We start from the raw sequence: 25,310 nt of genomic DNA, 5'->3' as shown, positions 1-25,310 counted from the left end.
CCGCGGCCGCGGGTCGCGAAGCGCTTCATCGTGATCGACTTGCCAACCGATGCCTCGGCGACGACCAGCGAGTCGACGTCGAGGTTGTGGTTGTTCTCCGCATTGGCGATGGCCGAGGCCAGCACCTTGCGGGCTTCGATCGCCATGCCCTTGGTCGAGAAGGCGAGGATGTTCATCGCATCGCCGACCTTCTTGCCACGGATGAGCGCAGCGACGAGGCCGAGCTTCTGAGCGGAACCGCGGATCTGCGTACCGACCGAAAGCGCCTCGTTGTCCGCGACCTTGCGCGGGCTGACTTGCTTAGACATCAGCGCTTGCCCTTCTTGTCGGCGGAGTGGCCGGGGAAGTAGCGCGTGGGCGCGAACTCGCCCAGCTTCATCCCGACCATGTCCTCGTTGACCGAGACCGGCACGAACTTGCGGCCGTTATACACGTTGAACGTGAGGCCCACGAACGACGGCAGGATCGTCGAGCGACGCGACCAGGTCTTGATCGGCGAACGCGCGTTGGTGTCCTGGGCGGTTTCTGCCTTCTTGAGCAGATGAAGGTCCACGAAGGGGCCCTTCCAGACTGAACGAGCCATGTTAGCCCTTCCTCTTCGTCGAATGACGCGACCGGATGATCATCTTGTCGGTCGATTTGTTGTGACGCGTGCGCGCACCCTTCGTCGGCTTGCCCCAAGGCGTAACCGGATGACGGCCACCCGAGGTACGGCCTTCACCACCGCCGTGCGGATGGTCGACCGGGTTCTTGGCGACGCCGCGCGTCAGCGGACGGATACCCATCCAGCGCGAACGACCGGCCTTGCCCAGGTTCTGGTTCTGGTTGTCGGGGTTCGAGACCGCGCCAACCGTCGCCATGCAATCGCTGCGGATGTAGCGCTGCTCGCCCGAGTTCAGGCGGACCATCACCATGCCCTTGTCGCGACCAACGACCTGCACATACGTGCCGGCCGAACGGGCGATCTGGCCACCCTTCATCGGCTTCATCTCCACATTGTGGACGATGGTGCCGACCGGCATCTGACCGAGTTCCATGGCGTTGCCCGGCTTCACGTCGGTCTTCTTGGCCGCGAGAACCTTGTCGCCGACGGCCAGACGCTGCGGCGCCAGGATATAGGCGAGCTCTTCGTCCGGGTACTTGACCAGGGCGATGAACGCGGTGCGGTTGGGATCATACTCGATCCGCTCGACGGTGCCTTCGACGTCCCACTTGCGACGCTTGAAGTCGATGTAGCGGTACTTCTGCTTGTGACCGCCGGCGATGCCGCGCGAGGTCACATGGCCCTTGTTGTTACGACCGCCGGTCTTGTGCTTACCTTCGGTCAGCGCCTTGACGGGGCGACCCTTCCAGAGCGACGACTTGTCGACCAGGATGAGACCGCGGCGTGCCGGCGATGTCGGATTATAATGCTTGAGTGCCATGGCCTCAGATCCCCGTCGTCACGTCGATGGACTGACCGTCCTTCAACGTCACGATTGCCTTTTTCATGTCCGAGCGCGAGTAGTTCGTGCCCTTCCACTTCTTGGTCTTGCCCTTCTGGACGAGCGTGTTCACGCCGACGACGTTCACGTCGAACAGCGCCTCAACGGCCGCCTTGATCTCGGGCTTCGTGGCGTCGTTGGACACCTTGAACACCACCGCGTTGTGCTCCGACAGAGTCGTCGTCTTCTCGGTGATGTGCGGGGCCAGGATAACGTCGTAATGACGATTATCGATGCCCGCCTTCTGCTTCTTAGCCATGGAAGCGCGCCTCCAGCTTTTCGACAGCGGCGCGCGTCAGCACCAGCGTGTCATGCTTCAGGATGTCGTAAACGTTCGCGCCGGCTGCCGGCATCACGTTCACTTCGTACAGGTTGCCCGCAGCGAATGCGAAGCTGGTGTCGACCATGTCGCCGTCGATGACGAGCGCACGCTTGCCGAAGCCGAGCTTGGCGAGATCGCCGAGCAGCGTCTTGGTCTTGCCACCCTCGACAGCCAGGCTGTCCATGATGACCAGCGAACCCGCCTTGGCGTGGCTGCTGAGCGCCATGCGCAGACCGAGTGCGCGAACCTTCTTGTTCAGCGACGGGTTGAAGTCACGGACGCGGGCGCCGTGTGCCTTACCACCACCGATGAACACAGGTGCGCGACGATCGCCGTGACGCGCCGTACCGCCGCCTTTCTGGCGACCGAACTTCTTGCCGGTGCGGGCGACGTCTGCGCGCTCACGGGTGCCGCGAGCCGTCTCGCGACGCTTCTCGAGCTGCCAGGTGACGACACGGTGCAGGATGTCGGCGCGCGGATCAAGGCCGAAGACCTCGTCGTTGAGCTCGATGTCCGCAGCGTCGGTACCGGCGAAAGATGAAACCTTGATCTTCACGCTCAGCCCTCCTGGCCGTCGGCTGCAGGTGCGTCGGTCGTTTCGGCCGGCGTGTCTGCTGCAGTGTTGCTGTTGGTGGTCTTGAGACCGGCGGGGAACGGTGCGTCGGCGTGGCGCGCGACCTTCACCGAGTCCTTGACGAAGAGCCAGCCGCCCTTGGAGCCAGGAACCGAACCCTTGACGAACAGGAGACCACGCTCGACGTCCGTCGATACGATCTCGAGGTTCTGCTGGGTGCGATACTTGTCGCCCATGTGGCCGGCCATCTTCTTGTTCTTGAAGACCTTGCCCGGATCCTGGCGCTGACCGGTCGAACCGAGCGAACGGTGCGAGACCGACACGCCGTGGGTTGCCCGCAGACCGCCGAAGCCCCAACGCTTCATGCCGCCTTGGAAACCCTTACCCTGGGTCTTACCCTGGATATCGACGATCTGGCCTGCGACGTAGTGGTCGGCCGAGATCTCGGCGCCAACGTCGAGCAGGCCGTCTGCGTTCACACGGAACTCATGGACGACAGCCTTGAGCTCCACTTCGGCCTTGCCGAAATGGCCGCGCTGCGGCTTTGCAACATTCTTCGACTTGGCAACGCCTGCACCAAGCTGGACGGCAGTGTAGCCGTCACGATCCATCTCGCGAACGGAAACGACCTGATTGCCTTCGAGTGCCAGAACGGTGACCGGCACGTGCCGACCATCTTCCTGGAACAGGCGGGTCATCCCCATCTTCTTCGCGATCACGCCAGTACGCATGATCTTGTCCCTTCCTAGACAGAGGCCCCGTCGGACTATTCCTCGGGGGCTTGCGGACCATGTCCGGAGCGAAGCTCCATGATGCATCCACCTGACCCCATTCCCGGCCAAAGCCCTGAATGGAGTCGGATCAACCCGGTAAATACGAAACGCGCCCCGTCCCGGGCTGGTGTTTCTGCAAACGCAGAAACGTGACGGGGGACGCTGCCCCGTCGGTTTGCACCGACGGCGGTATCCCAATGTCGAACGGCGCGGGACCGTTACCGGTCGACCGCGCCGCGCCAGCCCTTAGGCGAGCTTGATCTCGACGTCAACGCCAGCGGCGAGGTCCAGCTTCATCAGCGCATCGACCGTCTGCGGCGTCGGCTGGACGATATCCAGCATACGCTTGTACGTGCGCACCTCGAACTGCTCGCGCGACTTCTTATCGATGTGCGGGCCGCGGTTCACGGTGAATTTTTCGATGCGCGTCGGAAGGGGAATCGGACCGCGGATGAGCGCGCCGGTGCGGCGTGCGGTGTCGGCGATGTCGCCAGTGGCCTGATCGAGCACACGGTGATCGAACGCCTTCAGACGAATGCGGATATTGCTGTCCATAATCCCTACCGATGCGAAAGAGCGGGCCCGTTTCCGGGCTCTTGCTGGTTGATGTTTAAACCGAAGGCGGGCCATTACGGGAGAGTCGGGTGAAATGCAACCGGCGGTTGAGGGTTTTCCGGCTCGATCTGTCGAACACCATGCTACCCATCGATCCTCCCCCGCCAAGGGGAGGTGGTCTGCGACGTGTGACGGAGGGGGAGGAACGCGATGCGACTCGATGGATCCCTGACCAGCCGCAAAACGCCAAGCGGCTGCGCAAACGGATGACGCTTCCGGAGATAGCATTGTGGCTCGCGCTGCGAGGCAACGAGGCAGGCTTCCGCTTCAGACGACAGCACGCCGCAGGGCGGTAGGTGGGGGAACTTCTACGCGCCCCCGCCCGTCTCGCGATCGAAGTAGAAGGCGAAGCCCACAATCGCGGCGACAGCCCCGAACGAGAAGCAAAGGGCGACGTGTCGCCGGTAGCCCAAACATCCGCGTCCTCCGCTACCCAGCTCGCGAAATGCTGCCAAACCTCGACGACCTAGTCCCCCAGATCACCGCCATAGCGGTCCAGCGGCGAGCCACGCTCGAGGGCTAATCGCCCCCTCCCCCCCTCCGGCGCCTCCGGCCCCACCTCCCCCTAGCGGGAGGATTGGGTGGAAAACGGACGTTTGAGTGCAGGCGGCTTTCCTAATAGGCGCTGGGCAAGACGCCCGGTAGGCGGCAGAGCTGAGCGAAAGCGCCTATCGTTCCGGCATCGTCTGATCCGTGGCTTTGAAAGTCGACGTTAAGCTCACGCGACACGAAGTTCTGACCCCACCCCATACCGCTCACTCTCCGTAGGAATAGCGTAAACGCCGCGGCGTTGGGGGCAGTCCAAAAGAAGCTGTGACCTTGGGCCTGGAGTGGGTACGCCCAAGTTCCGGATAACTTCAGGACCGGTGATGTCCCAGTTTTCACAGTCGCATGACCGGCGGGATACACCGCTACGGTGAAGTCCCATGCACCTTTTCGAATTAACTGGCATGCGGCTGTGATCCGATCTCCTTTGGGAGAGACCGTACGGAGGTAGTAGCCTCCAGTGGTCGCACGGATGCTGAGGACATCAAAAAGGCTAGACTTGCTTTGTGCACGGAGCGGCCACGGCGGCAGGGCAGTCAGCGCCGTTCCCACCGCTATCATCAAAAACCGGCTCATGTGAATCGCCTCCGAAAGCGGACCGTACTCGGATGCGCAATGTCCGCAAATGGGCAATAACGGACCGCACTCATCCAGCTTGTCGCCAGGCCGCCCCGTATTCCAACAAACACGAAAAAGCCCGGCCTCTCTCGCGAGAAGCCGGGCTCTTTTCAATCATCTCCCGAAGGGGAAGATGCTTACTTGTCGATCTGGCTCACAACGCCTGCACCGACGGTACGGCCGCCTTCGCGGATCGTGAAGCGCTGGCCCACGTCCATGGCGATCGGGGCGATCAGCTTGATGCCGAGCGACACGTTGTCGCCTGGCATGACCATCTCGGTGCCCTCAGGCAGCTCGACAGTGCCGGTCACGTCCGTCGTACGGAAGTAGAACTGCGGGCGGTAGTTGGCGAAGAACGGCGTGTGACGGCCACCCTCTTCCTTCGACAGCACGTACACTTCCGAGTTGAAGTCGGTGTGCGGCTTGATCGTGCCCGGCTTGCAGAGCACCTGGCCACGCTCGACTTCGTCGCGTGCAACGCCGCGGATCAGCGCGCCGACGTTATCGCCAGCCTGGCCCTGGTCGAGCAGCTTGCGGAACATCTCGACGCCCGTGACCGTGGTCTTGCGAACGGTCGGGTGGATGCCGACGATCTCGACTTCCTCGCCAACCTTGACGATGCCGGTCTCGACGCGGCCGGTGACAACCGTACCACGACCCGAGATCGAGAACACGTCCTCGATCGGCATCATGAACGGCTTGTCGAGCGGACGCTCGGGCTGCGGGATGTAGTCGTCGACAGCCTGCATCAGCTCGGTGACGGCGTCGGCGCCGAGCTTCTGGTTCGAACCCGACAGCGCGCAGGTTGCCGAACCCTTGATGACGGGGATGTCGTCGCCCGGGAAGTCGTACGAGCTGAGCAGCTCGCGGATTTCCATCTCGACCAGCTCGAGGATTTCCTCGTCGTCGACCAGATCGACCTTGTTCATGAACACGACCATGGCAGGCACGCCAACCTGGCGTGCGAGCAGGATGTGCTCACGGGTCTGTGGCATCGGGCCATCGGTCGCCGAAACGACGAGGATCGCGCCGTCCATCTGGGCTGCACCGGTGATCATGTTCTTCACATAATCGGCGTGGCCCGGGCAATCGACGTGTGCGTAGTGACGGTTGGCCGTCTCGTACTCGACGTGTGCGGTCGAGATCGTGATGCCGCGCTCGCGCTCCTCGGGAGCCTTGTCGATGTTAGCGAAGTCGACAGCGGTACCGCCGGTCGTCTCTGCCAGAACCTTCGTGATCGCAGCGGTGAGCGACGTCTTCCCATGATCGACGTGACCGATGGTGCCGATGTTGAGATGCGGCTTGTTCCGCTCAAATTTTGCCTTGGCCATTGTTTCCTACCTTCTGATTCGTATTCCGGTGCCACACCGGGAACCGCGCGAACGCGGCCCCATAGCGGCTGTTAAAGCCTGACGCTAGCCCTACCCCCTTAAAGGGTTAGGCCAACTTCGCCTTCACCTCGTCGGCGACGTTCTGCGGCACTTCGTCGTAATGCGAGAACTGCATCGAGTATTGTGCACGGCCCTGCGTGAACGAGCGGAGCGAATTCACATAGCCGAACATGTTGGCCAGTGGGACCATCGCCTCGACCGTCTGCGCGTTGCCGCGGCTGTCGGTGCCCTGGATTTGGCCACGACGGCTGTTCATGTCGCCGATGACGTCACCCAGATAATCCTCCGGGGTAACAACCTCAACCTTCATGACCGGCTCGAGCAGCGTGATGCCCGACTTCTGTGCCACTTCGCGCATTGCGCCGCGTGCACAGATTTCGAACGCCAGTGCCGACGAGTCGACGTCGTGATACGCGCCGTCATACAGCACGATCTCGAAATCGATGATCGGGAAGCCGACCAGCGAACCCGAAGCGGCGGTTTCGCGGAAGCCCTTCTCGATCGCAGGCAGATATTCCTTCGGAATGTTGCCGCCCTTGATCTCGTCCTTGAACGTGATGCCCGAACCGCGCTCGCCCGGCGTGACCTTGACCTTCACGCGACCGAACTGGCCGGTGCCGCCCGACTGCTTCTTGTGCGTGTAGTCGACGTCGACCGGCTTCTTCAGATATTCGCGATACGCAACCTGAGGAGCGCCGACATTGGCCTCGACCTTGAACTCACGCTTCATGCGGTCGACCAGGATCTCGAGATGGAGCTCGCCCATGCCCTTGATGATGGTCTGGCCCGACTCGGGGTCCGACGACACGCGGAACGAGGGATCCTCGCGTGCGAGACGATTGAGCGCGACGCCCATCTTCTCCTGATCGGCCTTCGTCTTCGGCTCCACCGACAGCTCGATCACGGGCTCGGGGAATTCCATCCGCTCGAGGATGATCGGTGCGTTCATCGCGCAGAGCGTGTCGCCCGTCGTGGTATCCTTGAGGCCTGCGAGCGCGACGATGTCGCCAGCAAAGGCTTCCTGGATGTCCTCACGGCTGTTCGCATGCATAAGCAGCATGCGGCCGACCTTTTCCTTCTTGTCCTTGACCGAGTTGGTGACCTGCGATGCGGTCTCCAGCTTGCCCGAATAGATGCGCGCGAAGGTCAGCGTGCCGACGAACGGATCGTTCATGATCTTGAACGCCAGCGCCGAGAACGGCACGTCGTCCGACGAAGGACGCTCGTCCGGCGTCACGCCGTCGAGCTTCAGACCCTGAATCGCGGGAACGTCGAGCGGCGAAGGCAGATAGTCGACCACGGCGTCGAGCAGGGGCTGAACGCCCTTGTTCTTGAACGCCGAACCGCAGACCACCGGCACGAATGCCATGCTGAGCGTACCCTTGCGGATCAGCTTCTTGAGGTCGGCGACGCTCGGCTCGTTACCCTCGAGATAGGCTTCCATCAGAGCATCGTCCTGCTCGACGGCCATCTCGATCAGTTCGCTGCGATACTTCGCAGCCTTCTCGGCCATGTCCTCGGGGATCTCGGCATATTCGAACTTCGCGCCGAGGCTCTCTTCGAGCCAGATGATCGCGCGGTTCTCGACGAGGTCGACGAGGCCCTTGAAGCCGCCTTCCATGCCGATCGGCAGGTACAGGACCGCCGGGCGCGCACCGAGACGATCGATGATCGAGTTGACGCAGAAGTAGAAATCGGCGCCGGTGCGATCGAGCTTGTTGACGAAGCACATGCGCGGCACGCCGTACTTGTCGGCCTGACGCCACACGGTCTCGGACTGCGGCTCGACGCCGGCAACGCCGTCGAAGCACGCGACAGCGCCATCGAGGACGCGCAGCGAACGCTCGACTTCGATCGTGAAATCGACGTGGCCCGGGGTGTCGATGATGTTGATAAGGTGCTCTTCGCCCTTACCTTCTTCGGCGCGCCACTTGCAGGTGGTTGCAGCCGACGTGATCGTGATCCCGCGCTCCTGCTCCTGCTCCATCCAATCCATCGTCGCGGTGCCTTCGTGCACTTCGCCGATCTTGTAGGACTTGCCGGTGTAATAGAGGATGCGCTCGGTCGTCGTCGTCTTGCCGGCGTCGATGTGCGCCATGATGCCGATGTTGCGGTAACGGTCGAGCGGATGGCTGCGGGCCATGATCGTGCTTCCTTAAGGATATGGGGAGCCGAACGTGCCGGCTCCCCAATATATAGGTGTTTGCGTTACAGGCGAAAGACCGCCCGTAACACGGTTACCAATGCTAGGCTTCGAAGCCCGCTTTTACCAGCGGTAGTGCGAGAATGCACGGTTGGCTTCGGCCATCCGGTGCGTGTCTTCGCGCTTCTTGACCGCGTTGCCGCGGTTGTTGGCAGCATCCATCAGCTCGCCCGACAGCCGTGCGGCCATCGTGTTCTCGCTGCGCGAACGTGCCGCACCGATCAGCCAGCGGATCGCCAGCGCCTGGGCACGCTCGGGACGCACTTCGACGGGAACCTGGTAGGTTGCACCACCGACGCGACGCGAACGGACTTCGATGCCCGGCTTCACGTTGTTCAGCGCATCATGGAAAACGCCGATCGGGTCGCGCTTGGCGCGCTGCTCGACGGTTTCGAATGCACCGTACACGATCAGCTCTGCGACGGACTTCTTGCCGTCCAGCATGACGCTGTTCATGAACTTCGACAGAACCTCATCCCCGAACTTGGGATCAGGCAGGATGACCCGCTTTTCGGGACGACGACGACGTGCCATTTTATATTCCTTCTAAACTTCAGCCTTGATGGGTCAGATACCATTGCGACCGGCTTACGCCGGCTGGCCTGCCCGGCTTACTTCGGACGCTTGGCGCCGTACTTGGAACGCGACTGACGCCGGTCCTTCACACCCTGTGTATCGAGCACGCCGCGCAGGACGTGATAGCGAACACCGGGAAGATCGCGGACACGACCGCCACGGATCAGGACAACCGAATGCTCCTGAAGATTGTGGCCCTCGCCCGGGATGTAGCTGATGACTTCGCGCTGGTTGGTCAGGCGAACCTTGGCCACCTTGCGCAGAGCCGAGTTCGGCTTCTTCGGGGTCGTCGTGTAGACGCGCGTGCAAACGCCACGCTTCTGCGGATTTGCTTCCATCGCAGGGACCTTCGATTTGGCCTTCTGCGGATCGCGGCCCTTGCGGACCAGCTGGTTGATCGTCGGCATTGAAGCCTTCACCTTTCAAGTGGTTACTTTGCTGGAGCCATTGAGGCGCCTGAGAATACAAAAAGGACCATTCGAGGCGCACACGGCGCCCCTCAGGTCCTGGAATGCATCCAGCAATGTTCAAGCATGCCCGGCGGGAAAGACTCCCGAAGAACAGGGCGCGCCTATATGTCAGGACGCGGCTCGGGTCAACGGGCCGGAATCGGTTTGCGGCGCGCCTGCCTTGCGACGCGTTTAACATGGTGGAAACGTCAGCCGGCGCAAAAGCGGGAGATGATATCCGTCCACCCTGCCCGGCGATGGCCCGTCGCTCCGATCGTCTCGCTTCTCGGATCGACGGTCGCGGCGGAATTGGCGCTGACATACGGAACGGAGTCGTTTCCGTCTAACCTGTTATGCGACCTTGCCTTGATCGCCGTCTTCGTTGCGGCGATCGAGCGTCGCTACAAGGCGATGCTGGCGGCCGCTGGCTTGGCATGTGGGCTGGCCCTGTATGGCGCCATGCTCCTTCCGCTTGCGATCGGGCTGGCGAGCAGCCGACGAGCCGCACGCCGCGCACTCCTGCTCGTTCCGCTCTTAGCATGCTTCGCCATCATCGCACTGGGCAGGCCCTGGCTCCCCTCCAGCCTGATCGGCATGTGGTCGGTCGCACGCCAGCCGGACTTGACGGGCTTGATGGCAGCGTTTGCGCTGGGAAGCCTGGCGTGGCTAACGGCGACGCTATCCGCCCGCCCCCTGATGCACGACATGGTGCCGACCGCGGCCCTGAGCTGCGCCCTCGGCTGTGCCTTGGTCCTGCCCGGCGCGTCGATGGCCGTGCCGCTTGCGCTGGCCTGCCGCTGCAAGGATCGCCGGGTATCGCTGTTGACGGCACTTGCGGCGCTGCTGGCCGCTTTCGCGGTACCGATCCCAGCGACGCTCGCGTTGACGGTCGCGCTGACACTGGCGGCGAGATCCCTTCGCACGCCCGCCGCGAACGACAATCGGGTATTCGCGCGCAAACTCCGATTCGTCACTCTGGTATGAGGCTTCGGCACGCGCCGCCGACTTCTTTACCCCCGCCCGCAAGCGCCTTCATCGAGCGGATTGGCGATGATGTTCTGCGGTGGCTGGAAACGACCGACCACCGCTATCGGCGCGGCAGTTCCAACGCCGCCAACAACGTCTTCTCGAATCGCGTCGGATCCTCGACCTGCGGCGAGTGCCCCAGCCCCTCGAGCATGACTAGCTTGGCATTCGGCATCTGCTTCACCGCGCGCGGGGCGACCATCGGGATCGGCTCGAGAAACTTGCGCAGGCTTACCGGCGCCTGCGCGCGACCGAATGCCGTTTTATCGAGCGTCCCGACGATCAACGTCGTCGGCGGCGTGATCCGGTAGAGTTCGTGCGCGACCGGCTGCGCCTTGATCATCTCGCTGGTTTTCGCCTGCGCCAGCGCGACCGTATCGCGACCAGCGCCCTGGTACATACCGGCCTGCATCCAGACCCAGCGATCATAGGACGGCTTCCAGACGCCGTGATAGTAGTTCTCGAGCTGGTACGCCTTGATCGACGCGTAGCTCGTCTTCTTCTCGTTCGCCCAGAGCGTGTCGACGTCGGCATAGGGGACGCCCTCTTCGGAGCGGTCCTTCAATCCGAGCGGATTCACCAGCACCAGTTTCTCGACCGACGCTGGGTACATGATCGCATACCGCATCGCCAGCATGCCGCCCATCGAGTGCCCGACGATCGTCGCCTGCGAGATCCCGCGCGACTCAAGCAGGCGCCGGGTAAAGGATGCCAGCATCTCGAAACTATACTGCGCCGCACGCGGCTTGGACGATTTGCAGAAGCCGATTTGGTCGGGCACGATCACGCGGTAGCCAACCGCGCTCAGCGCGCGCACGGTACTGCCCCAAGTCGCACCGCAGAAGTTCTTGCCGTGCAGCAGGACGATGGTGCGACCATTGGGGCGTTGCGCCGCGATATCCATGAATGCCATCTGTGCCGGGCTGCCGATGATATCGACCTCCATCGTCTGCACCGGCCATGGATAGGTGAAGCGTTCGAGCTGTGGCCCGAGATCCGGGACCGCCGGGACCGCCGCAGCCCCCATCAGGAGCGCGGCGATTGGCCCCGCCAGCAACATCGATCCCGCCTTCATACGATTACGCTTTCCTGCACACATCAAGCCTGTGTAAGGTTACCGAGCAAACCGCGCCGAGTGCAACGCATCATCCTTATGATGACGAATTGCACGCGAAGCGCTTGCCCTTCGCGAAAACGCTGGGTATGGGGCGCGACCGCGTAGGAGTGTAGCTCAGTTGGTTAGAGCGTCGGTCTCCAAAACCGAAGGCCCTCGGTTCGAATCCGAGCACTCCTGCCACCCCCTTTGATAACCTGATTTTGGATTGCACCGTTTCAAACGGCGCTGTCGCACGCGTATCCCGATTGCAGAACTTGCATTTGATAATGCAATTTTCGCAATTGCTCTATCCGGTGCTGCGATGCACAACGATCAGGCCTTTCAGGCATCCTCTCCTAAAAACTTTCATGGCCGGTCTCGTACCGGCCTTTTTTTTTGCCCGCGTTGCGCGTACACCTTGGACGCTGTCGTCAGGCCGAACGATAACAAGAAACCGTGGGAGCGGAGCCGCCGGTGAAACCGGCACCGGCAAGACGATCGTGCGGGGGATCGAGTGACCCAAGCGCTCTCCCCCGCGATTTCCTTGGCCGCCGCCTGACACGCTCGGTCCATCGTCCCCGGCACGCGCCGGAGCGCTCTCCCGCCCCGCCCTTGCTTTACCCGGCCACCAAAGCTATCTGCCGCGCTTCCGACAGCGAGGACGGACTTGCCGCCGCGGCCCTTCACAGGGAGCGGCTAGTGGGTCTATGTCTCGCATCTCAGTTTCTCAATCAGCGGGTTCGAAGAACATCGTGGCGAAGACGTCCCCCCTCGAATTCATCCAGCAGGTCCGCAACGAGACCGCGAAGGTCACGTGGCCGACGCGTCGCGAGACGGTCATGACCGGCGTGATGGTGGTGATCATGACGACGATCCTCGCGCTGTTCTTCCTGGGCGTCGACTCGATCCTGCAAGCGATCGTCTCCGCCCTCCTCAAACTCGCTCAGTAAGCAAGGTTCCGTCATGGCGCGCTGGTACATCATTCACGCCTATTCGGGCTTCGAGGGCAAGGTCCGCGACTCGATCATGGCCGAGGCGACCCGGATGGGTCTCGAGCAGCTCGTCGAGCAGATCGAAGTCCCGACCGAAACCACCACCGAAGCCCGTCGCGGCAAGAAGATCGCGGTCGAGCGCAAGTTCATGCCGGGCTACGTCCTCGCCAAGCTGAACATGAACGACGACGTGTATCACCTCGTCAAGAACACGCCCAAGGTCACCGGCTTCCTTGGCAGCATGGGCAAGCCGCAGGCGATCAGCGAGGCGGAAGCCACGCGGATGCTAAACAGCAAGGAGGAGGCCGCCGCGGCCCCCAAGCAGAAGGTCAAGGTCGACTACGAGATCGGCGATCAGGTCAAGGTTCTCGACGGTCCGTTCGCGACCTTCAACGGCCTGGTCGAGGAACTCGACTTCGACCGCAGCCGCGTCAAGGTTTCGGTGTCGATCTTCGGTCGCGCCACCCCGGTCGAGCTCGAATTCGAGCAGGTCGAGCGCAGTAAATAATTCCTGCGCGGCTGGCATAGCCAGCCTGCGCGAGGGATCGCGGCCGGCTGATGGCCGGCCCAGCGACGCGGGCGTCACCTTGCGTCGCGTTTTGAGAGCCCAACGGCTCTCCGTATATGCTCCCCACGTCTATACCTGATGCATATTCGAAAAGCCTCGGCTGGGTCTGATGCATCTTTCCGGTCTCGCGACACAAAGGCCGGCGGGCGTCGATGACGTCACCGGAAAGTGGGGTCGTTCGGGTCGCCCCCGTCCTGTGTCCGGCGCTCCAAATCGCGCAACGGACCTACTTCGGTCGAACCCGCGCTGCGCAGGATCGACGACCACATCGGCACGATCTGCGCGGTGTTGGCTTCGTACCCGTGATATTCTCGGCATAGACCGGCTTATCGGTCGATCCCAACATGCCGCTTAGGCATCGGTATCGCGCGGTGTAGAAGCAGCAGATCGAGAGGCTTTGAGAGACCAGGCTATGAACTTTGGCGCATCGGCGTGCCGACGGTGCGGTATCTGCGCGATCCTCGGTACAATAACACTGCCGATCAGCGCCCACCCTCCTGCCAAGGCAATACGAACAGCGCCGACGCCAGCACCGGCCCGGTCGCCGATCCTGCTGTCCGAATTCATCTACACCCACGCTCCCTACCCGCAGGCGCATGCCTCGACGATCGTCGAGCTGCCCGACGGCACGCTCGCCGCGGCGTGGTTCGGCGGATCGGGCGAGAGCCGACCGGACGTCCAAATCTGGTTCGCGCGACGGGGGGCGAGCGGATGGGAAACGCCCGTTGCCGTCGCCGATGGCGTGACCGCGGACGGTCAACGGTTCCCGACCTGGAACCCGGTGCTGTTCCAGCCCGCCGGGGGCGAGCTCCAGCTTTTCTACAAGGTCGGACCCAATCCGCGCAGCTGGTGGGGCATGGTCATGCGCTCGCCCGATGGCGGGCGACACTGGCGCCGGCCGCAGCGCCTGCCGGACGGCGTGCTGGGACCGATCAAGAACAAGCCCGTGGTGGCGCCCGACGGAAGCTGGCTATCGCCGTCCAGCCGCGAGGAGGGTAGCGCGGAGGCCAATATTTGGTCGATCCGGATCGAGCGCAGCACCGATCGCGGGGCAACGTGGCAGGTTGGCGATGCGATCGCCTCGCCGATGCATATCGAGGCGATCCAGCCGAGCATCCTGTCCCATCCCGGCGGCGTGCTGGAACTGGTCGCGCGGACACGACAGGGTGCGCTGGCGATGAGCTGGTCACGCGATTCCGGGCGCAGCTGGTCGCCCCTGGCGGCCATCGACCTGCCCAATCCCAATGCGGGTACCGATGCGGTGACGCTGCGCGATGGACGGCAGCTGATCGTCTACAATCACAGCGCGCATGCCCCGGATCGGCCTGGCGACGGCCCGCGCTGGCCGCTCAATATCGGTCTGTCGGACGACGGCGTGCGATGGCGCAACGCGCTGACGCTGGAGAGCAAGCCGCTGCCCGACGGCTATGCCTATCCCGCCGTGATCCAGACTCGCGACGGGCTGGTGCACGTCACCTACACCTACAACCGGACTCGCATCCGCCACGTCGTGATCGATCCGGCGCGGCTGCGCTGAGCCGGTTCGCCTGCCACCTCCCCTGGGGAAGGTGGCAGGCGTCACCCGCCTCGGATACGATCAGAAGCCGACGCTGATCGTGCCGAACACCTGGCGCGGGGCAACCGGGAACTGGTTGAACGTCCCACTCGCTGCGCCGATGCTGAGCGTCGAGGCGGCGCGCTTGTTGGTGATGTTGGTCACGTTCAGGCTGACCGTCGCGGTCTTGACGATCTGCCCTTCGGACAAGGGCACGCGCGCGGCGATGCGGCCCGACAGCGTGAAGTAGGACTTAACAGCCAGGTCGTTGGTGTAGGTCGCGTACCGCTTGCCGATATAATCGCCAATGAGCTGCGCGTCGAAGATGTCGTAATTGGCCGACGCGGTGAACTTGTTGAGCCAATCCGGGCTGCCCGGCACCTTCTTGCCCGCGGTGCCGACCGTGGTCGTCCCGCTGACATAGTCCTGTTCGTAGCGCGAGTTGTTGTACGACAGCGCATCGTAGAACGAGAAATGCGGGCCGAACCGGATCGTGCCGGCGATATCGACGCCATCGGTCTTCACTGCGCCGACATTCTGGAGGATCGCCGCGCCGCTGACGACCGCGGTGACCACCGGCGTCGGGCTGATGCCGAGCAGGCGGTTGCTGAAATCGACGTGATACACGCTGATCTGGCCCTCGAACCCGGTGATCGGGCCGAGGTTGAGCGCGTGATGCGAGCGCAGGCCCGCCTCGTACGTCCAGCTCGTCTCGGGCTCGACATTGTCCTTGAACAGATCGAACGCGGCCTGGCTGCCGAGCGCGAATGGCGACAGGCCGGCGGCGGCGCTGGTCTGGAACTGACGGATGTTCTTCTGGACGTTGACGAACACCTGCTCGTTGTCGGACGCGTCCCACAGCGCGCCGAGCTGTGGCAGGAAGTATTTGTGCGTGTCGATCTTGCCGACCGGCAGCGCGACCGAACCGGTGAACGAGCCCGGGATCGGCTGCGTCGGTACGCGCTGCGACGCGTTCTGGAACGTGCTCTTGACGCCGCCCTGAAGCGTGAGGGTCGGCAACAGCTTCCAGCTGTCCTGGATGTGCGCCTGATATTCGTCGACGCGCACTTCGCTGTGATATTGCGTGATCAGGGGCGTCAGCGAGTCGCGCGGACGCTGATACGGCGTCGTGGGGTCGTTGACCGGGAACGGATACCAGCGGCGATAGGCCGACGAGCTCTGATGCTCGTACCACGCGCCGAACTCGATGTGATGCGCGCCGAGATCGATGCCGACCGTCGACACCAGGCCACCGCGCGCGATGCGATATTCGGTCGTGCGCGTCGCCAGCCCCGATCCGCCGAACACCGTCGTCAGGTTCTGGCCGGGGTAATAGAACGAGAACAGCTTGGGCAGACCGGCCACGTCGATCGGCCCGCCGATGATGCCGACACCGTCATTGTGATGGTAATAGGCCTGGTTCGAGAAGGTCACGCGGTCGCTGACGTTCCAGTCATATTTGACATAGCCGAGATAATCGGTCCGCGCGGCGACGCCGTAATAGTTGCTGTAGTTCGATCCGTCGGCCTTGTACGCGCCCGAGTTCAGATAGTTGAGCATCCCCTGGAAATCGGGGAACTTGAACGGACGGACATATGGCGCAGTGGCTTGCGTCGCGGTGGTGATGACGGTCGAATCCTCGTTCGGCTCGGTCTTGTCCGAATAGGCCGCGTAGACCGTCAGCTTGCCGGTGGAATCGTCATGGACGAACTTCGCATTGGCCTGATAGCCGCCCTGGATGCCGTTGAAATCCCACGCCTTCGCCTTCTGGCGCGAGCCCGAAATGTAGAAGCTGTTGCCGTTTCCGAAGGTGCCGCTGTCGATCCGCGCGAACAGCCGCGAGGTCGAATGGCTGCCGAGCGTCTGGTCGATCTGCACGACCATTTCCTTGCGCGGATCGCTCGAGAAGGTGTCGATCGTGCCGCCGAGATTGCTGGTCGATGCGGTGCCCAGATCGCCCGCGCCGCTGGCTAGCGTCACGCGCGAGACATTCTCCGAGATGATCGCACGTTGCGGCGACAGGCCGTTGTAATTGCCGTAATTCTGGTCGCCCAGCGGCAGGCCGTCGAGCGTGTAACCGAGCTGCTGCGCGTTGAAGCCGTGGACGAACAGCGAGATGTTCTGTTCGTTGTTGCCCCATGGATCGGCGGTCAGGAACGTCACGCCCGGCAGCGTCTGCAATGCCTTGAGCGGACTGACGCCGGGAAGGATCTTCTGCATGTCGACGCCGCTAATCTGCGCGACCGAGCGGGTGGCGGTACCAGTGACGACGATCGTGTCGTCCTGACCCGCGGCCGGTACGGGATCGGGCGCGGCGACCGGCGCGGGCGAGCCCGGTTCGGCATCCTTGGCGACCAGCGACTGCGAAGATACGGGCGATACGCCAAGGACGGCGACGCCGACAGCACCGCACAACAACCGCGCGGCGGTACGAGAAAACATGGTCATTCTGGAAAACCCCTAGCGAGATCAATCGATCGTCACTCCCGGGGCGGCACCTATGGCCGCCTCGCGACAGTCGGGTGACCGTTTCGCTACAGTTTTAATTTGTAAGACAACGTGTGACGATCGGGTATCACCCCCCGGGAGAGGGGCGCACGCGGGTGTTGCCGCTTTGCGGGTTTTGCGCTATGCGCGCCGGCTTCCACCTTCACTGATGGAAATTTGCGGGAGGTTGCCGGGAGGTAGCCGCCATCACCGCTAGGCTCACATAAAGAGAGTGACATGGCTAAAAAGATTACCGGATACATCAAGCTGCAGGTTCCTGCAGGCGAGGCAAAGCCCGCGCCGCCGATCGGGCCTGCGCTGGGTCAGCGCGGCGTGAACATCATGGAGTTCTGCAAGGCGTTCAACGCCGGCACGAGCGAACTGAAGAAGGGCATGCCGATCCCGACCGTCATCACGGTCTATGCGGATCGCTCGTTCTCGTTCGAGACCAAGACGCCGCCGGCCTCGTACCTGATTAAGGAGGCCGCTGGTCTCAAGTCGGGTTCGAAGGAGCCGGGCAAGGTCGTCGCTGGCAAGATCAAGCGCAGCCAGCTGAGCGAGATCGCCACGACGAAGATGAAGGACCTCAACGCCAACGATATCGACGCTGCGACGAAGATCATCGAAGGCAGCGCCCGCGCAATGGGCCTCGAAGTGGTGGAGGGCTGAGATCATGGCTAAGCTGAGCAAGAAGCAGAAGGCCGTCACGGTCGACCTCGTCAAGCTGCACGGCATCGACGAGGCCATCGGTCTCGCACGGTCGGGCGCCACGTCGAAGTTCGACGAGACAATTGAAGTCGCGCTGAACCTGGGCGTCGATCCGCGTCACGCCGACCAGATGGTCCGCGGCGTCGTCACGCTGCCCAAGGGCACCGGCAAGACCGTCCGCGTCGGCGTGTTCGCCCGCGGCGCGAAGGCTGAAGAAGCCCTCGCAGCAGGCGCAGACGTCGTCGGCGCCGAAGACCTGATGGAGATCATCCAGGGTGGCACGATCGATTTCGATCGCTGCATCGCGACCCCGGACATGATGGGCATCGTCGGTCGCCTCGGTAAGGTGCTGGGTCCCAAGGGCCTGATGCCGAATCCGAAGCTCGGTACGGTGACGATGAACGTCGCCGCCGCGGTCGAAGCTGCCAAGGGCGGCCAGATCGAATACCGCGTCGAGAAGGCCGGTATCATCCATTCGGGCATCGGCAAGGCGTCGTTCCCGGCAGAAGACCTGCGCGCGAACTTCGACGCACTGGTCGACGCGGTGGTCAAGGCCAAGCCGACCGGGGCCAAGGGCAAGTATGTCCAGAAGGTCGCGATCTCGTCGACGATGGGCGCAGGCATCAAGGTCGATACGGCCGAGGTGGCTGGCGCCTGACCGCTGGTGGCTAGCGCACGCTAGCCACGAGAGGGCGACAGGCCGGCCGGCGTGGCTTCATCACGTCCTGCCGCTAAAATCAGAAAGGGCCGGGAGCGATCCCAGCCCTTTTTGCATGTCGGCTCCGAAGAATGCCGATCCTTCCGTCCGAGGGGGTGACGTCGGCGAACGTGACCGGAGGAGAGGGCACCCGACTGTCGAGGGTGCAGATCGCCTCTCCCTCTGGTGACGGTGAGCCGCCGCAACTTGCCGGGGAGATTTCACGTCTGGACGTCGGTTTGGGCATGGAACGCGGGCGCGCTCGCCGCCTACCCTGCCAGCGCGAGCTTTGCGTCGAGCGTCGTCCTGAACACCGAAACATACTGCGTCACGCGCGCGCGCTCGGCGTCGGGCGCATAGGCGGCCGTCATGTCCGGCGCGACGATCCGGCCTTCGACGATGTCGACGAGCGTGCGCGCAAGATCGATTGCGCTGCCGGGCTGGAACGTGACGCCGACGCTGTCGCCCGCGACCTTCTCCGCCATGCCGCCGATCGCGCTGCACAGGATCGGCCGGTGGGCGACCAGCGCCTCCTGGATGACGACGGGAGAGTTCTCCCACCAGATCGAGGGGACGACGATCCAATCATATTGGCGCATCAGTGCCACGACGTCGGTGTTGGCGTAGCGTCCTCGATTCGCGACCACATCGGCGTTGGCGTCGAGCAGCGCGGCGATCTTCGTCCGAAAATCGCCACGCTGAATATCGAGATTGGCACCGTGGATGCCGACCGAAAGCGATTTGCGGAGCGGCTTCGGGATCTGCGACACCGCATCGAGCAGGACGTCGAGACCCTTATAGGGATTGATCTGCCCGAAGAATCCGATCCTCGTCATGCCGTCGTGCGACGTAGCCCGATCGACCGCTCCGCTTTGTGCGATCAGATCGGGTGACAGCGGATTGTCGATCACCGTGATCCGCGCACGATCGAGCCCCCAGTCGACGAACCGGTCGGCGAGAAACCTGCTCGGCGAGACGAACCGCGCGACGGGCGCAAGTCGCTGCAGGATCATCGCCTTGCGGAGGTAGAATTCGCCGGCGCTGTGATGCGGAAAACATGCCGAACAGGCGGCGGGCGACTCGTCGCGACAGAGCCGGCCATCGGTCTTGATCATCTGGCCGTCATTGTGACAGATCAGCAGGAATTCGTGCAGCGTCAGAACGACAGGCACGTCGGCGCGCGCGAGAAGTTCGACGACGTCGAGGCTCCAATGGGCCAGATGTTCGATATGGACGATGTCGGGCCGAAACCGCTCGAGCAGCTGTCCGACCATCGTCTCGAGCACGGCGAGATGCGTGCTCTCGAGCGAGAAATGCTCCTGCCCCGGCGGATCCGCGACGATCTCGGTCGGGCTCGCGCCGAACGCGCCGAACGACGCATCGTGACCGATCGCGGCGCGCGGCGCGCGCGCGACCAGAACCGGGGCGATGTCGTCGCGACCGAGCAACCGCGCATACAGCGCATGCGCCGCCTGCTCGCCGCCACCGGTCGAGAATGCCGGGTGGCCATGTGCGAGAATAAGGACCCGCATCTTCACGCCGCCAAATCCTGCTGCCAGCGCGCGTTGAAGCGGATGCAGTTTAGATAGGTGATCGCGCTGCGCAACGCCTCGCCGCCGCTGAGAACGAGCGATTGCCGCTCGAGGTGACGCAGCCCCGCGGTCCGGACCAGACCGACCGGCCGGCCCTTGGCGACCGATCGCATGCACAGATCCGCATCCTCGAAATCGCCGCGGACATAGCCCGGATCGAACCCGCCCAGCGCGTCGTACCAGTCACGTGTCATCATCATCGCCGCGCCGGTGACCGCGGGCACGGCGTTCGCGACGGGTTCGCCCGGGGCGATCGGCAGCGGGGGAAGCCCCTTCCCCGGATGCTCGGCGGCATACAGGTCATGGACGTGCCGGCCGCGCTGCAGGATCATCCCGTCGTGCTGGAGCGTACCGTCCTCGTACAGCAGACGGAATCCGACGATCCCGAACCGCCCCGCGGCAATCTCCAAGGCAGCAATACCGAACGCGCCGCCATCATCGACCCAGACATCCGAATTCTGGAACAGCAGCAACGGCGCGCGCGCGACGCCGACGCCGATCGTGTTCGCCGCCGAAAACCCATAATTGCCGCCGTTGACGACCAAAGTCGTCGGGCGATCAATCAGCGCGCGGCGATCGGCCAGATAATTCCGGATAAACAGATGATGCCGCGGATCGTCGCTGACATAGATGAACTCGGTCCCGTCGGGATACGCGGCCTGGTTCGCGAGGATCGCGCGCAACAGGAACGGCCGCCCGTAAAGCGGGACGACCACCGACAGACGGGGCGGCGCGTCGCGGGCGACGACGCGAACGACCTCGTGCGTCATCGCGCGTATCGGTTGCGCGGTGAGTAACGGCCTGGCGTGCCGCAGCATGACCGCCGGCGACGGCAGCGCGCCGCCGCCGAAATGCGCGGAAAAATTGTTGAGCGCATTCTCGACGCTATCGAGCCGCTCGTCGGTCAGCACCAGCGTGCCGAGCGACGTCACCACGTTGCCGCCGTCGACGAGCACGGCCACGCGCCGCGTCGCTCGATCGACCAGCGGCATGGTGGTGAGAAAGCCGTGGTTCGCGGTATGCGCCGCGGTGCCCTTGCGGCGCATCGCATCGGAGACGTCGGGTCGATCGAAGGTCGCCAGGTCCGCGCCGGTACAAGCGGCCTCGAGCGTGTCGGTCAGGAGGACGAGCGACGCCACCGCCGCATTCTCGATCCAGCCGCTGACGATCATGCCTTCGCCGACGTGCGCCCACGAATCGAGAAACACATGGTCGGATTCGATCGCGACGCCGCCCCCCAGCGCCCATTGCAGCGCGCGCGCGACGTCTGCGGCGAACAGCCCGCCGGCGATCATGAGATCGATCGGCCAACGTTGGCCATTTGCGACACCACCGGGTCCTACCGCGAGCCTGTCGAGCGTGAAGGGCTGCGTATGAACGACCGCATCGTCGGCGCCCAATACGGTCAGCGTCACGGTGGAGTCGAACAGCGCGAGCCCGGCGAACGGCGCGATCGCGACACCGATGACATAGCCCACGTCGATCGCCTCACGACCATACATCTCGGCGACGTCAGCGCGATCGAACCGGATGCAACGCTCGACCTCAGCCTCGCCGATCTGCCCGCCCCGGGCACTTTCAATGCGGATCTTCACCGGGTCGCCATCGGCCACCGTCCAGCCGACGAGGATGAGTTTGCCCGCCGCAACGACACCGAAATCGACGAACATGCTATCCACGATCATCTATCGGAAGGCCTCTTCATGGTGCGAGGGAGCGAGCTGAACGGCTCGTAATCGGCGAGAATGCGGGGCGACAGGTGGCACCATAGCTCCGGTGCAAGGTCACGCAAGGGTTCGATCCTTACCGCACCGCCTCGTGCGACCCATTGACTGCCTGGGCAATGGTTGCCAATGCATCGATATGGACTTTTATACCAAGGCTGATTTCGGACCGGACTGCTCGCTGGGATTCCAGGCTCGGCGCATTCATCAGAGCGTGCAGGCGGGGCTCGACTCGCTGTTCGCCAAAGAAGGGTTGAGCGTCACGCAGTGGTCGGCGCTGGTGTCGATCTGGTTCGGGCGCGCGAGCACCTGTGCGGATCTCTCGCGTGATCTTGCGCACGACAAGGGCGCGACGACCCGGCTCGTCGATACGCTGGAACAGCAGGGCTGGGTCACGCGAACGCGCGCGACCGACGATCGGCGGGTGGTGAACCTGATGCTGACCGCGGAAGGAAGCGCGGTGACGGAGCGCTGTCGCGACCTGGCGGTCGACTATTGGAACGGCGCGCTGGTCGACTGGGATCGGAGCGAGGTGGAGACGCTGATCCTGATGATGCAAAAGCTGCGCGTGACGCTGGAATCCCCGTCAAACACGGCACGCGGCGCATGACACGGGCAGCGATCCTGATCGGGACGACGGCGGCGCTGCTGACTGGCTGCGCCATTCCTGCCGCGCAGACCGGAGTCGCACCGATAGCCGGGACGGCGCTGGGGCTGTCAGCCGACCCTGCCCCGGTGATCGCGGCAGACTGGTGGCGGGGGTTTGGCGACCCACAGCTCGACCGGCTGGTCGGCGAAGCGGTGGCAGGCAGTCCGTCGCTCGATGCCGCGCTCGCGCGCGTCGCACAGGCGCAGGCGGTGCTGGCGACCAACCGCGCGAACGACGGCCCTGACGTGACGCTCGACGCGCAGGGGCAATATGCGCGGCTGAGCGGGCGCTACACGATTCCGCCACCTTATGCGGGCACGACGCGGTTCATCGGGACGGTAGCGGCGAACCTGTCGTGGAACCTCGATCTGTTCGGTCGGCAGAAGGCGGCGATCGCGGGCGCACGGGAGTCGCTGCGCGCGGCGGCGCTCGACCTGGCGGCGGCGCGGCTCGCGCTGTCGGGGGCGGTGGTGCAAACCTATATCGATCTCAAACGTGCCGAAGCGCAGGCGCGGATCGCAGGCCGGACGATCGCAACGCGTCAGAATACGCTGCGATTGGTCAATGTGCGGATCCGCAACAAGCTCGGCAGCAAGCTCGATGCGCAGGCAGCAACCACGTTGCTGGCCCAGGCGCGGCAGGCGCTGGTACGCGCGCAGGCGTCGCAGGTGTTGGCGAAGAACGCGCTGGCAGCCCTGGCCGGGCGTGGGGCGGACTATCAGGCGACAATCGGCCCGACCGCGTTGAAACTCGATGCGGTATTGCCAACGCCGACGATGATCCCCGCCGATCTGCTCGCGCGGCGGGCCGATATCGCGGCGGCGCAGGCTCGGATCGTGGCAGCGGCGGCAGGGCGCCAGGTGGCACGGCGCGCATTCTATCCGAACGTCAATCTGGCGGCGCTGGCGGGGTTTCAGGCGATCGGACTTGGCAATCTGCTGTCGCTCGATGCCGGGACGGTGGGCGTCGGGCCGGCGGTCCATCTACCGATCTTCGATAGCGGCCGGATGAAGGCGGATCTGGCGGGCGCAACGGCCGCGCTCGATCTGGCCACCGCGGAGTATAATCAGCGCGTGATCGGCGCGGTGCGTGAGGCGGCGGATGCGGTGGCGCGGATCGGCGCGCTGGACGCAGACCGCGCGCGGCAACGCGAGGTGGTGCGCGGCTATACCGAGACCGGGCGGCTGAACGCGATCCGCGTGTCGAGTGGGCTCGATAGCCGGCTCGATCTGGTCGACAACGACGTCCGGCTGCTCGCCGCCGAGCAGGCCGATGCCGATCTCGCCGCCAATGCCGCGCAACAGCGCGTCCAGCTCGTGCTGGCGCTGGGTGGCGGTGTCGATTTTCAGGATGTGACACGATGACCGATACGCAGACACCTTCACCGGCTGCCGAGCCTGTCGCGCCCGCCGGCAATCCGCAGGGCCGCAAGCGCGCGCTGACGATCCTCGGTATCGTCGTGCTGATCGGCGCAGTCGTGTGGGCCGTGTTTCATTTCCTGCTGGCGGTGCCGGAACAGGAGACCGACGACGCGTATGTCGCCGGTGACGTCGTGGCGATCACGGCGCGCGATCCAGGTCAGGTGACCGCGATCCATGCCGACAATACGCAGGTGGTGAAGGCGGGACAGCCGCTGATCGATCTGGACGCGGCGACCGCGGATGTCGGCGTCGCGTCGGCCGAGGCCGAACTGGCGCGGGCGGTACGCTCGACCCGGTCGGACTTCTCGAAGGTGAACGAAGCGGGTGCCGCCGTCGCGCAGGCCGACGCCGAGCTCGCGCGCGCGCGCAACGACCTCGCGCGGCGGCGGGGTGCCGCGGCCGAAGGCGCGATTTCCGGCGAGGAACTGAGCCATGCGGCGGATCAGGTGAAGGTGGCGGCGGCGACGCTGCAGCTCGCGCGCAGTCAGCAGGCGCAGTCGCGCAGCGGCGTTGCGGGGACGACCGTGGCGAACAACCCGGCGGTCATGGCGGCGATCGCGGCGTATCGGCGCGCGGCGATCACGCGCAGTCACATGCATGTGGTCGCGCCGATCGACGGCGTGGTGGCGCAGCGAACTGTGCAGCTGGGGCAACAGGTATCGGCGGGCATGCCGCTGATGGCGGTGGTGCCGCTCGATCGGGTGTGGGTCGATGCGAACTTCCGCGAGACGCAGTTGCGCGACCTGCGGATCGGACAGGCGGCGACGGTTACGGCGGACATGTATGGCGACGACCTGGTCTATCACGGGCATGTCGTCGGCCTGGGCGCGGGCAGCGGCAACGCGTTCGCACTGCTGCCGCCGCAGAATGCGAGCGGCAACTGGATCAAGATCACGCAGCGCGTGCCGGTGCGGATCGCACTCGACAAGGGCGAATTGCGGCGCAATCCGCTGCGGGTCGGGCTGTCGGTGACTGCGACGGTCGAAACCGCGGACACGTCGGGGACGATGGTCGGGCGGCCGGCGGTGGCGGCGTATAAGGGGCTGGCGACCGGCACAGGCAATGCCGCGGTCGAGGCGAAAATCCGCCAGATCATTGCGGCGAACCGGTGATGTCCGCGGGGTCAGGGAGCGCCAAGGGGGAGCGCCGGGGTGATTGCCTAGCACCAGCCCGGCGGAGGCCGGAGCCCAATTGGAGAAGTGGTCGTAACGGCGCGCCGTCTTTCGTTAGCGGCGTTTCCCAAT

Annotated in this window: 25 protein-coding genes and 1 tRNA gene; 11 read left to right on the top strand and 15 right to left on the bottom strand. The window is 64.1% G+C overall.

The window, feature by feature from the left end:
- The 7 genes from rplV to rpsJ form a co-directional block, all read right to left on the bottom strand.
- Positions 1-308 (bottom strand): 50S ribosomal protein L22 (rplV, locus tag ASE88_RS12460; protein ID WP_056479480.1); only part of this gene is annotated, 308 nt, incomplete at its 3' end.
- The gene (gene rpsS, locus ASE88_RS12455; protein ID WP_031393761.1) at positions 308-583 is read right to left on the bottom strand and encodes a 30S ribosomal protein S19; all 276 of its coding nucleotides are present in this window, start codon (positions 581-583) and stop codon (positions 308-310) included. The genes rplV and rpsS, both read right to left, overlap by 1 nt.
- A 1-nt stretch (position 584) precedes the next feature.
- Positions 585-1,424, bottom strand: coding sequence for a 50S ribosomal protein L2 (gene rplB / locus ASE88_RS12450; protein ID WP_055872649.1), 840 nt, complete (start codon positions 1,422-1,424; stop codon positions 585-587).
- A 4-nt stretch (positions 1,425-1,428) separates the two neighbouring features.
- Positions 1,429-1,743 carry a 50S ribosomal protein L23 gene (locus ASE88_RS12445; protein ID WP_031393763.1) on the bottom strand — a complete coding sequence of 105 codons (315 nt, stop codon included), beginning with the start codon at positions 1,741-1,743 and terminating at the stop codon, positions 1,429-1,431.
- Positions 1,736-2,362, bottom strand: a complete 627-nt coding sequence (gene rplD / locus ASE88_RS12440) for a 50S ribosomal protein L4 (protein ID WP_055872651.1) — start codon at positions 2,360-2,362, stop codon at positions 1,736-1,738. Before rplD ends, ASE88_RS12445 begins: the two co-directional genes overlap by 8 nt.
- A 2-nt stretch (positions 2,363-2,364) precedes the next feature.
- Entirely contained in the window at positions 2,365-3,111 is a 747-nt protein-coding gene (rplC, locus tag ASE88_RS12435; RefSeq protein WP_056478319.1) for a 50S ribosomal protein L3, read from the bottom strand.
- Between the two features lie 288 nt (positions 3,112-3,399).
- On the bottom strand, positions 3,400-3,708 hold the full coding sequence (rpsJ, locus tag ASE88_RS12430) for a 30S ribosomal protein S10 (RefSeq protein ID WP_007406109.1): 309 nt from the start codon (positions 3,706-3,708) through the stop codon (positions 3,400-3,402).
- Between the two features lie 140 nt (positions 3,709-3,848).
- Here rpsJ and ASE88_RS19890 point away from each other — a divergent pair, with 140 nt between their 5' ends.
- Positions 3,849-4,064 (top strand): DUF559 domain-containing protein, encoded by a 216-nt coding sequence (locus ASE88_RS19890; protein ID WP_156357016.1) that lies wholly within the window; start codon positions 3,849-3,851, stop codon positions 4,062-4,064.
- A gap of 1,005 nt (positions 4,065-5,069) precedes the next feature.
- On the opposite strand, the gene tuf is transcribed toward ASE88_RS19890, so the two are convergent.
- From tuf to rpsL, 4 genes are all read right to left on the bottom strand, one after another.
- The gene (gene tuf / locus ASE88_RS12425) at positions 5,070-6,263 is read right to left on the bottom strand and encodes an elongation factor Tu (protein WP_031393767.1); all 1,194 of its coding nucleotides are present in this window, start codon (positions 6,261-6,263) and stop codon (positions 5,070-5,072) included.
- A 106-nt stretch (positions 6,264-6,369) separates the two neighbouring features.
- Complete coding sequence (gene fusA / locus ASE88_RS12420) at positions 6,370-8,466, bottom strand: elongation factor G (RefSeq protein ID WP_055872657.1); 2,097 nt, start codon at positions 8,464-8,466, stop codon at positions 6,370-6,372.
- Between the two features lie 123 nt (positions 8,467-8,589).
- Positions 8,590-9,060: a 30S ribosomal protein S7 gene (gene rpsG, locus ASE88_RS12415; RefSeq protein ID WP_055872660.1), complete on the bottom strand. Its 471-nt coding sequence runs from the start codon at positions 9,058-9,060 to the stop codon at positions 8,590-8,592.
- Positions 9,061-9,137: 77 nt separating this feature from the next.
- On the bottom strand, positions 9,138-9,509 hold the full coding sequence (gene rpsL, locus ASE88_RS12410) for a 30S ribosomal protein S12 (protein WP_010164594.1): 372 nt from the start codon (positions 9,507-9,509) through the stop codon (positions 9,138-9,140).
- 408 nt (positions 9,510-9,917) lie between these two features.
- Here rpsL and ASE88_RS12405 point away from each other — a divergent pair, with 408 nt between their 5' ends.
- Positions 9,918-10,535: a hypothetical protein gene (locus tag ASE88_RS12405; protein WP_156348120.1), complete on the top strand. Its 618-nt coding sequence runs from the start codon at positions 9,918-9,920 to the stop codon at positions 10,533-10,535.
- 103 nt (positions 10,536-10,638) lie between these two features.
- Here ASE88_RS12405 and ASE88_RS12400 read toward each other — a convergent pair whose 3' ends face one another.
- Positions 10,639-11,652, bottom strand: a complete 1,014-nt coding sequence (locus ASE88_RS12400; RefSeq protein WP_055872663.1) for an alpha/beta fold hydrolase — start codon at positions 11,650-11,652, stop codon at positions 10,639-10,641.
- A 145-nt stretch (positions 11,653-11,797) separates the two neighbouring features.
- Between ASE88_RS12400 and ASE88_RS12395 the strand changes: the two genes are divergently transcribed.
- The 4 genes from ASE88_RS12395 to ASE88_RS12380 all read left to right on the top strand — a co-directional run bounded on the left by ASE88_RS12395 (position 11,798) and on the right by ASE88_RS12380 (position 14,770).
- Positions 11,798-11,874: transfer RNA gene (locus ASE88_RS12395), tRNA-Trp, on the top strand.
- Between the two features lie 551 nt (positions 11,875-12,425).
- Positions 12,426-12,623 carry a preprotein translocase subunit SecE gene (gene secE / locus ASE88_RS12390; protein ID WP_056047594.1) on the top strand — a complete coding sequence of 66 codons (198 nt, stop codon included), beginning with the start codon at positions 12,426-12,428 and terminating at the stop codon, positions 12,621-12,623.
- Between the two features lie 13 nt (positions 12,624-12,636).
- Positions 12,637-13,173 (top strand): transcription termination/antitermination protein NusG, encoded by a 537-nt coding sequence (nusG, locus tag ASE88_RS12385; RefSeq protein ID WP_055872668.1) that lies wholly within the window; start codon positions 12,637-12,639, stop codon positions 13,171-13,173.
- Between the two features lie 472 nt (positions 13,174-13,645).
- Positions 13,646-14,770: a sialidase family protein gene (locus ASE88_RS12380; protein ID WP_082466525.1), complete on the top strand. Its 1,125-nt coding sequence runs from the start codon at positions 13,646-13,648 to the stop codon at positions 14,768-14,770.
- A 60-nt stretch (positions 14,771-14,830) separates the two neighbouring features.
- On the opposite strand, the gene ASE88_RS12375 is transcribed toward ASE88_RS12380, so the two are convergent.
- Positions 14,831-17,236 (bottom strand): TonB-dependent receptor, encoded by a 2,406-nt coding sequence (locus ASE88_RS12375; RefSeq protein ID WP_235527929.1) that lies wholly within the window; start codon positions 17,234-17,236, stop codon positions 14,831-14,833.
- A gap of 276 nt (positions 17,237-17,512) precedes the next feature.
- On the opposite strand from ASE88_RS12375, the gene rplK reads away from it, so the two are divergent.
- Both rplK and rplA read left to right on the top strand, forming a co-directional pair.
- Positions 17,513-17,944 carry a 50S ribosomal protein L11 gene (gene rplK / locus ASE88_RS12370; protein ID WP_031392847.1) on the top strand — a complete coding sequence of 144 codons (432 nt, stop codon included), beginning with the start codon at positions 17,513-17,515 and terminating at the stop codon, positions 17,942-17,944.
- A 4-nt stretch (positions 17,945-17,948) separates the two neighbouring features.
- On the top strand, positions 17,949-18,641 hold the full coding sequence (gene rplA, locus ASE88_RS12365; RefSeq protein ID WP_055872669.1) for a 50S ribosomal protein L1: 693 nt from the start codon (positions 17,949-17,951) through the stop codon (positions 18,639-18,641).
- 308 nt (positions 18,642-18,949) lie between these two features.
- On the opposite strand, the gene ASE88_RS12360 is transcribed toward rplA, so the two are convergent.
- Entirely contained in the window at positions 18,950-20,212 is a 1,263-nt protein-coding gene (locus tag ASE88_RS12360; RefSeq protein WP_056478318.1) for a glycosyltransferase family 4 protein, read from the bottom strand.
- A 2-nt stretch (positions 20,213-20,214) separates the two neighbouring features.
- Positions 20,215-21,942 carry a glycosyltransferase family 2 protein gene (locus tag ASE88_RS12355; protein ID WP_056478317.1) on the bottom strand — a complete coding sequence of 576 codons (1,728 nt, stop codon included), beginning with the start codon at positions 21,940-21,942 and terminating at the stop codon, positions 20,215-20,217.
- A 106-nt stretch (positions 21,943-22,048) separates the two neighbouring features.
- Between ASE88_RS12355 and ASE88_RS12350 the strand changes: the two genes are divergently transcribed.
- Genes ASE88_RS12350 through ASE88_RS12340 form a run of 3 tightly spaced genes read left to right on the top strand, consistent with a single transcriptional unit; the run spans position 22,049 to position 25,178 of the window.
- The gene (locus tag ASE88_RS12350; protein WP_235527928.1) at positions 22,049-22,606 is read left to right on the top strand and encodes a MarR family winged helix-turn-helix transcriptional regulator; all 558 of its coding nucleotides are present in this window, start codon (positions 22,049-22,051) and stop codon (positions 22,604-22,606) included.
- Entirely contained in the window at positions 22,603-24,009 is a 1,407-nt protein-coding gene (locus tag ASE88_RS12345) for an efflux transporter outer membrane subunit (protein ID WP_056478315.1), read from the top strand. The genes ASE88_RS12350 and ASE88_RS12345 overlap by 4 nt, the downstream gene beginning before the upstream one ends.
- Positions 24,006-25,178, top strand: coding sequence for an efflux RND transporter periplasmic adaptor subunit (locus ASE88_RS12340; protein WP_055872679.1), 1,173 nt, complete (start codon positions 24,006-24,008; stop codon positions 25,176-25,178). The genes ASE88_RS12345 and ASE88_RS12340 overlap by 4 nt, the downstream gene beginning before the upstream one ends.
- The last annotated feature ends 132 nt before the right edge of the window (positions 25,179-25,310 follow it).

Origin of the sequence: Sphingomonas sp. Leaf38 (genome assembly GCF_001421825.1) — a bacterium.
Lineage (GTDB): Bacteria > Pseudomonadota > Alphaproteobacteria > Sphingomonadales > Sphingomonadaceae > Sphingomonas.
The sequence above is the reverse complement of the archived record's forward strand: the minus strand, read 5'-3'. Positions and strand labels throughout refer to the sequence as shown.